This window comes from Methanospirillum sp. (genome assembly GCF_035560735.1).
GTDB lineage: Archaea > Halobacteriota > Methanomicrobia > Methanomicrobiales > Methanospirillaceae > Methanospirillum.
In genome coordinates, this window is the sequence record NZ_DATMYY010000168.1 from 1 (window position 1) to 5,799 (window position 5,799).

Genomic DNA, 5,799 nt, shown 5'->3' on the forward strand with positions numbered 1-5,799 from the left:
AATGAAAGATACCTGAACTGAAAAAGAGATAAATTACCCTCATTTCTTATCTTCAGGCTCATTGCCATGAATTATCCGTCTGAAATATGCAGGAGCAGTTTCATAAAATAGGATCAGGAGATCTGAAAAGTTAATCTTTCCAGCCTCAAACTGTGAACCGGAAAGACGTTTAAGGATGATTCCTTTTACCTTGGGTTCAGCACCTGGATATACTTTGAATTTTTCAATCGGGGTCCTGAATGAATAATATCCAGATACCGTGATTTTTTCCGGCTCCTTATTGATAGCAGTATCAAGAGGAGCCTGACCTGATTCCGGTTCTTCTGGTCCTCTTCGTGCATTCAGTTCTTCAAGAACCTGTTCTTTTGTTCTTCCCCTCATGGCAAAAAGAAGAAACGGATCTTCATCAAACTGTTCCCCCAGGATGTAATATACTGCAGCGATATACTTGCAGAGATTTGCTTAATCAGGGCATGAGCAGGATGTTTTAAGGTCGTTCCCACTTTCTGGGAGGAGTGAAAAACCGGCACTTTGAATGAGATCATTAATGTCAGAGGGCATCTCTCCGGCAAGGAGCTGGGCTGAATAAAGAGCTTGTGATGAGATATCTTTAAACACATTGTTCCACTGATCGTTGTCCCAGTTCTTCATACTGATGCTTACTGTATACGGCTTTGGAGATGAACCCTGAACCTTTGCATTTACGACACCATTGTTGATGTCAATACTGATAACCTGCCCCTTCCTGCCATTTCAGAACATTTTCCATAGATCAGGGATGGATAATGGATCTCATACCCCTGTTCTATCATGATAACAGGAGGCAATCAAGTGGCAGGATCTTCAGCAATTCCATAGTGGGTCCGAACATCCTGATACGCAAAATCTGGACTCATTCGTGTTTCTCATGAAAACTAATAAACCAACAAATCCTGATATCTAAATCAAAAAAGGGAGGATATTTGGAACTTTGGGGTTTAAACTCGAGGAGTCCGCACTTCAGCAGGCAGCTCACCAAGTAATGAGGTGACATTTGCGTAATCGTCGCTATAGGCTGCATTATAGAAATCAGTCACCCATGATGATGAGACGTCAGTTCTTCCATAATACTCCTTGGATGCGGCATACTTCATAGAACTCAGTTGAACATGTTGTTTATCATCAAGTTTGAAGACATGTTCTCCAGCCTGGTAGTACGGAATATTCACGAGCATCAAGGCAACTTCCTGCGCCTTGGTGATGAGAGTCTGCTCATCCTGGGTCAGCTTCCCTCCTGTTGGCTTCACACTTGACGTGCTAGGCTGGATGGTGGGATTATTCGGATCTGATCGCGGAAGAACCAGACGCTTCTCTACCTTACCGATGGACAAAGATTCACGCTCATCCCAGAAGGAGGGATCAACGGTAGATTCCATGACATTGCTCCTTGAGGTATACAGACTGTCGTCATAGGTATCAGAAGAACCAGAAGCTGAAGTTCCTCCAAAGGGGTCAACTGCGACAACTGATGCAACACCTACCAGAACAAAGAGGAACAGAATGCTTATTACCATATAAAAGCCGGGAAATAGATTATTTCTTGTCATTTTATCACCAGAAACATTCGTACACTAATTAAAAGTTACACTGCACAATAGGATTTGAACCAGGGGGATACAAAGTTTCAGGTTGCTTTACTATTATATGTGAATTCTCTCTTATCCATCAAGAAGATCGCGGATAATAGCCGATTATAGGGTATACCAATGAACAGGTACTGGCCCTGAATATAACAGGTTATGAAAAATCTTGATATTATTGTTCATTCAAACGGTTTAGATCCATATTATATAGGCAAATCCTTTCAATGGATGAATTTTCATCTCCAGTTATCAAGCATGCCACTACCAAACGTTGTAACATCCCTAAAGACAAGTACATCCACCGGTCCTTCGGTTCACGGAGAACGTGTGAAAAAGGGACCTGAAGAGAGATATTTAACCTGTTCATTCAGGAATTTTATTTTGATCAGGTGATCTGACCATCATAAAGAGGATACTGGCGGCTACCAGCAGCACCGGAAAGAATGTCAGGGTTGCCATCAGCCCAATCTGGTCTGCAATGGCTCCAGATATAGAGACACCGATTCCACCTGCACCCATGGCGATACCAAGGAATAATCCAGAGATGAGCCCAATCTGCGAGGGGACCTGTTCATGGGCCATTGCTATGGTTACAGCAAACGATGCCCAGAGTAAATATCCAAATAACAGCATGCAGATGATCAGGAAGAAACCATGGGTCATCAGGATTCCCACAAACGGAGGAATAGATGCAACCGTTGTGATCACGACTACTTTCTTCCTTCCAATCCGGTCTGATAGGATTCCTCCACTGATTTGACCAACAACACCGGCAACCAGCATCAGACTGACAAGGGTTGTAGCCTCGATAAGGGGATAACCCTGGAGTACTAGAAAGGTCGGGAAGTAGGTCATCGCCCCGAATGTAACCCATGCACGGAGTGTTGAACCGGCAAAGAGCAGTTTTACCGGGTTCCAGTCCTCGCCACCGGGTTCACTCTTCTTTTTTATAACCGGGCAGAAATCAGGAATTGGTTTGACGTAAAGGACTACAGCGGCCAGAATCGCAGGAACAATCAGCGTTGTCACCATGGGAATCCCCCCAGAGGTGAGTACTATGCCTGCAATGATCGGGCCAAGTGCCATACCCATATTTCCACCAACCACAAAAAACGAGGTTAACCGGCCACGGGACTGTCCGGTGGCAAGAGCAGAAACTTTGCATAGAGCTCCGGGATGGAAACTTGCATGTCCTACAGCAGATATGAGTACGCACATGAGCATTACCATATACTGATCAGGGATGAACCCAAGCAATGAGACTCCAATTCCTGAAAGCAGAATTGAGAGGCCGACACTTACCCGGAGTCCCCGGGTGTCAGCAAGATGTCCAAAGACCGGCTGAAGGAGTGATGAGACAAGACTGTGAGTCACAGGAAGTAGGGCTGCCTGAAAATAACTGTACCCGTACATCGTGATAAGTACCGGCTGAAGTGCCATGAGAACAGGGGCATAAATGTCATTAACAAGATGTGCCAGGGTCAACTGACCAATCTGCCTGAGTTGACTCATATCTCCTCCTTACAGGTTTTCTGTTCTTTCATCTCATTTCTGACAGTATCTATTCGCTCATCATAGACAGACTCCACAGCATGAAGAACGTGTTCTAGAAACCCATTTTGGTCTGAAGAGAGAGGGCCAATCCTTTCAACTATCTTCTGAAACACCATTTCATGGATGGTCTCATGTGCTTCATATGCAATTCTGCCCGAGGGAGTCAGCACCAGGTGAACCTCTTTCTCATTCTTCAGGCCACGGACCTTTGTAACGAGTTCCCTCTTCGAGAGTTTGGTTATCGTCTGGGATGCTGCACCAGGGGTAATACCAAGATGCTCTGCAACTGTTCTGACATTGGCCTGTGGATGATCTCCGATGACCTGGAGGGTATGTATCTCTGAGGGATATAGCGGGACATCAATGCCGAATTTACGTGGGATACTTTCAGATTCGTTCAGTTTGTTCATAATCCGCATCCAGATCCGATAGAGATCACGGGCGGACTGATCAGGATATGACATCGTTAGTAAGTAATTGATTTAATAACATAATAATTTAGTTACTGATTGATTGAGTTCCGATATCAGACAACAGCATATTTTGTGAGTGAAGGTTCCCCTGATCCAGAACTCTGGAAGTTACTGCCTGTTCTGCGAATATCAAGGGTGAATAAAATAAATCATATCTACACTGATCAGTTCAAAAGTTGTTGTCTGTTCAATCACAAGAATAATGGATCAATCCTGGCCAGTGATCAAAGCAGAAGGAGGGGGGTGATACTGTATCACCAACCAGAGAATCGAGGATAGAAATCCCGTAAAAATAGCCTGGCCTAAAGGAGGAAAGGCAGGTTGTTGAAGGAGCCTCACGATCTATAACGATCTTCGGCCTCGGCTGCCTCTCCAAACCGGTCTGTAATCAGCGATGAAAGGTTGCCAAAATTCGGGTTGAAAACTATACCTGACCCGTTATCAGCAAGTCCTGACAATTCTACCCCGGGGGTGAAGTTGCCTTCAATAACAGAAGATATCTCGTTGTACACCACCTGATCAAGATTCTTCAGCACCGAGGCTACAACAACTTCAGGACCAACCACTGATTGATCTGAGTCAACGCCGATGACCTTCATACCTGATGTGTTTCTGGCATATTCAATGACTCCCATCCCTGATCCCCCTGCCACCGTGAAGATAACATCAGTCCCGTTCGCTGATAAATCTCTGGCAATTTCCTTTGCTCTTTCCGGGCTCCAGTATCCGGAATTATCGTCAGCAACATAAGCAGTGGATACCAATACCTCTTTTCCGGACTGAACTGCTCCTTGAGAAAAGCCCTGAATGAACTCTGACATAAGTGCATTATCCCTTCCTGCCACCACTGCCACCTTTCCCGTCCGGGTCTCACCGGCAGCAATGATACCTGCCAGATAACTTGATCCATACATCGGAAACACGACGGTTTTAGTGTTATTTCCTACAAGCGAATCGCTGTCAAGTGCAACAACCGGCAGTGTAGGATGAGAATCTGCGATCTCCTGTGCCATGCTGGTAAGCGGATTTCCTACCAACAGGACCATTGCCGGTGTCTCCCCTTCCGGTCCATTGAGTTGTGGAACAGGATCAGCAGAGGCATTTAAGATAGAATACTCCTGTGTGGTAAATGAGTACTTTTCCGCAGCCTGTATGAGCCCGCGGTATGCACTGTCGATGAAAGAGTGATCCCCCTTTCCTCCAGAATAGATGACATCGACCAGCGGCTTATTGCTAGTCTCCCCGACGACAGGCAAGCACAAAAGACCGCTGAAAAGACAGAGCAGGATTATGATAGATACTGATTTCATATAGATTTCCCAGACCGGGTGAATAATAGAGGCAGGGAAACATACTCCGATGCGATCTGATCACCCTGTGCTGAAAAACTTCAGATCTGCCCGCCGATAAGGATTTCTTTATTCTACTGGAAATACAGAAGACCAGAAAAAGAGGGGTTGTTAAGATTACCAGGTGATAGAAAGATTTGGCTTTGTTGAACTTTGATTTCCAGAAACTTTTGATGCAACAGGGGTGTTGGCGCCGTGCTTCAGGCTGGTTCCATTCAGAACGGAGGTCTTATTCATTCCTGCAAGTTGTTTGTAAAATCCATCACCTAATGCACCTTCTGGAAACGTACCGTTACCCTTGAGCATACCACCTGCATCACCGAAGTTCATTCTATCAATAACATGAAGCGGGTTATCATCATCAGAATTTATCATGACAGTTATTGGCATGAAAACAACGATATTGACAGTCGTTCCATTGGGGAGTGTGACCATATCCTCATAGGGCACATCTGACATGTTTTCATCATAGAAGGCTGGTTCAGCGTAAACACTCAACATACAAAGAGACAACAGGAGTAGACCATAGATGAGGACAGTATTCTTCATGATTGTGAGTTAGGCAGGAATGGTAAAATCGTTTCTCGATACTGGAAAAAGAGACCGAAAAACTGAGGAGAACTCTGAATGCATCATCACCGATCCCTGACTCCACGCATACCGGGATAGTAATAACGTTATCCGCGCTGTATTTTGGATCGGATGTAGCAGGTTACTAAAATTTAAACGTGGATCGCATGACAAAGAACTCTGCTTGGGTCTCGGAGGTAACCACAGCGCAGATTTAGTTTGTGTACGAAA

7 protein-coding genes are annotated in these 5,799 nt (G+C 45.0%); all 7 read right to left on the minus strand.

The genetic code is table 11. The features are described 5' to 3' along the window. Positions 1-39: 39 nt before the first annotated feature. Positions 40-381 carry a hypothetical protein gene (locus VN429_RS05135; protein ID WP_325630510.1) on the minus strand — a complete coding sequence of 114 codons (342 nt, stop codon included), beginning with the start codon at positions 379-381 and terminating at the stop codon, positions 40-42. Between the two features lie 81 nt (positions 382-462). Then, positions 463-651, minus strand: a complete 189-nt coding sequence (locus tag VN429_RS05140; protein ID WP_325630512.1) for a hypothetical protein — start codon at positions 649-651, stop codon at positions 463-465. A 326-nt stretch (positions 652-977) separates the two neighbouring features. Further along, a complete protein-coding gene (locus VN429_RS05145; RefSeq protein WP_325630514.1) occupies positions 978-1,586 on the minus strand; it encodes a hypothetical protein in 609 nt (202 codons plus the stop codon). 399 nt (positions 1,587-1,985) lie between these two features. After that, positions 1,986-3,134 carry an MFS transporter gene (locus tag VN429_RS05150; RefSeq protein WP_325630516.1) on the minus strand — a complete coding sequence of 383 codons (1,149 nt, stop codon included), beginning with the start codon at positions 3,132-3,134 and terminating at the stop codon, positions 1,986-1,988. After that, on the minus strand, positions 3,131-3,640 hold the full coding sequence (locus VN429_RS05155) for a MarR family winged helix-turn-helix transcriptional regulator (protein ID WP_325630518.1): 510 nt from the start codon (positions 3,638-3,640) through the stop codon (positions 3,131-3,133). The genes VN429_RS05150 and VN429_RS05155 overlap by 4 nt, the downstream gene beginning before the upstream one ends. Before the next feature lie 344 nt (positions 3,641-3,984). Further along, the gene (locus tag VN429_RS05160; RefSeq protein WP_325630520.1) at positions 3,985-4,959 is read right to left on the minus strand and encodes a BMP family lipoprotein; all 975 of its coding nucleotides are present in this window, start codon (positions 4,957-4,959) and stop codon (positions 3,985-3,987) included. Between the two features lie 156 nt (positions 4,960-5,115). Next, the gene (locus tag VN429_RS05165) at positions 5,116-5,547 is read right to left on the minus strand and encodes a hypothetical protein (RefSeq protein WP_325630522.1); all 432 of its coding nucleotides are present in this window, start codon (positions 5,545-5,547) and stop codon (positions 5,116-5,118) included. Between the last annotated feature and the right edge of the window lie 252 nt (positions 5,548-5,799).

Coding starts and splice junctions, on each gene's coding strand:
- VN429_RS05160 (WP_325630520.1), bottom strand. CDS start 4,959: ATGAAATCAGTATCTATCATAATCCTGCTCTGTCTTTTCAGCGGTCTT.
- VN429_RS05165 (WP_325630522.1), bottom strand. CDS start 5,547: ATGAAGAATACTGTCCTCATCTATGGTCTACTCCTGTTGTCTCTTTGT.
- VN429_RS05145 (WP_325630514.1), bottom strand. CDS start 1,586: ATGACAAGAAATAATCTATTTCCCGGCTTTTATATGGTAATAAGCATT.
- VN429_RS05140 (WP_325630512.1), bottom strand. CDS start 651: ATGAAGAACTGGGACAACGATCAGTGGAACAATGTGTTTAAAGATATC.
- VN429_RS05150 (WP_325630516.1), bottom strand. CDS start 3,134: ATGAGTCAACTCAGGCAGATTGGTCAGTTGACCCTGGCACATCTTGTT.
- VN429_RS05155 (WP_325630518.1), bottom strand. CDS start 3,640: ATGTCATATCCTGATCAGTCCGCCCGTGATCTCTATCGGATCTGGATG.
- VN429_RS05135 (WP_325630510.1), bottom strand. CDS start 381: ATGAGGGGAAGAACAAAAGAACAGGTTCTTGAAGAACTGAATGCACGA.